General features: G+C 40.9%; 2 protein-coding genes and 1 pseudogene. 1 reads left to right on the forward strand and 2 read right to left on the reverse strand.

The annotated features are described in order from the left end of the window. The first annotated feature begins 165 nt into the window (after positions 1–165). On the forward strand, positions 166–276 hold the full coding sequence (locus WCT94_RS20655) for a SymE family type I addiction module toxin (protein ID WP_336871589.1): 111 nt from the start codon (positions 166–168) through the stop codon (positions 274–276). Positions 277–346: 70 nt separating this feature from the next. On the opposite strand, the gene WCT94_RS20660 is transcribed toward WCT94_RS20655, so the two are convergent. Then, a complete protein-coding gene (locus WCT94_RS20660; protein WP_336871586.1) occupies positions 347–844 on the reverse strand; it encodes a hypothetical protein in 498 nt (165 codons plus the stop codon). Beyond that, positions 841–1,253: pseudogene (locus WCT94_RS20665) on the reverse strand (hypothetical protein); the annotation flags it as partial. The gene WCT94_RS20660 and the pseudogene WCT94_RS20665, both read right to left, overlap by 4 nt.

A 1,253-nucleotide genomic window follows, 5' to 3' on the forward strand; every position in this document is an offset into this window, starting at 1 on the left:
CCGGTCAGCGTGTCTGGCCTGCAACAGCCGGAAACCTTCCCATAGGAAACGTGTTTCTTCCTGCCTCCCGTTTTCGCCCCAGATAACCGTTTTACGGGTGCGTCTGCCCAGTGCGTCATAGCTATAGCGTGCGACAAAATCGCCCTGTGGGCCCTGCCGTCAGCGATTAACCTTAAAGGCCGCTGGCTGGAAGAGTCCAGCTTTATCACCAGAATGCCGATCACGGTGACGGTTGAGTGGGGCAGGATAGTGATTGAGACGGAGATTAATCTCTGACGCTGCGCACGATAAACAGCAGATAACATAAAGCCGGAAGGATCGTTGGGATCGCCTCCGGCTATTTTTACTAAGAAATATTATATTTTTTAATAAAATCAGAATAAATCTCTTTTATATCATCATTATTGCTTTTTTTACATTCATCCATTAACCGCTCTCTTAAATCATTATAACTTAAAAAAATCAATAACTCCGCAACTCTTCTATACATATATTCATCTCGAGAGATAATCAGTTCATCAAAAATAGATGTTAACCCATCCCTGACAATATTATTCTTTGAGTTTTTTATTAATATATCCCTAGCAAAATGAAAATTATCAATATTACCATCCACAGCAATATCGATAACTATTGGTATTAGTATTTCAAGGTGTGAATTATCAAAATCTTCATCTCTTATAAATCTTAGCACTGCCCCCTGCTCAGATACATTGTTAATAATTAGCAAGATCTTCTCAAAAAAATCATGAGATTTTCTAAAGTAATGTTTAGCAAATAAGAAGTTATTTTCGGCCTCTTTTACCGAACTCCATTCTCCAGAATAGACATTTCCAATCGTCATATCTTTCCACCATATTGCCAGTGTATTGAATCAAATAAATTTTGAAACTCGGTCATTGGCATGTCACGTGTAGGGTAAATAGTAGCATGGCCTGCTGCATGTGGTGAGCCAGGAATTACATCTTTTCCATCAACTTTAATGCCTAGACCATCAGGTAGTTTACTTCCTTCAGGAATTGTATGGTAATGCCCACTTAATGGCGATTTATTAGGATCCAGTGTAGTAGAGGCTCCCTGCGGTAATAGCTTGTCAGCTTGGGATTTCACCATCCCATTAGCGTCAACATCAATATCTTTTCCCGGCCTTGGTGCGCGAGGCTTATTTTTGTTTCCGAATGCGCAATGTCCATTCAACCCCAGCGGATCCACCCACCCCAACGGGTTAGGCGCATACTGATAGAGGTTAATCT

Origin of the sequence: Pectobacterium sp. 1950-15 (assembly GCF_037136835.1) — a bacterium.
Taxonomy (GTDB): domain Bacteria; phylum Pseudomonadota; class Gammaproteobacteria; order Enterobacterales; family Enterobacteriaceae; genus Pectobacterium.

Excerpts from the sequence above, each read along its gene's own strand:
- WCT94_RS20660 (WP_336871586.1), bottom strand. The coding sequence starts at position 844 with ATGACGATTGGAAATGTCTATTCTGGAGAATGGAGTTCGGTAAAAGAG.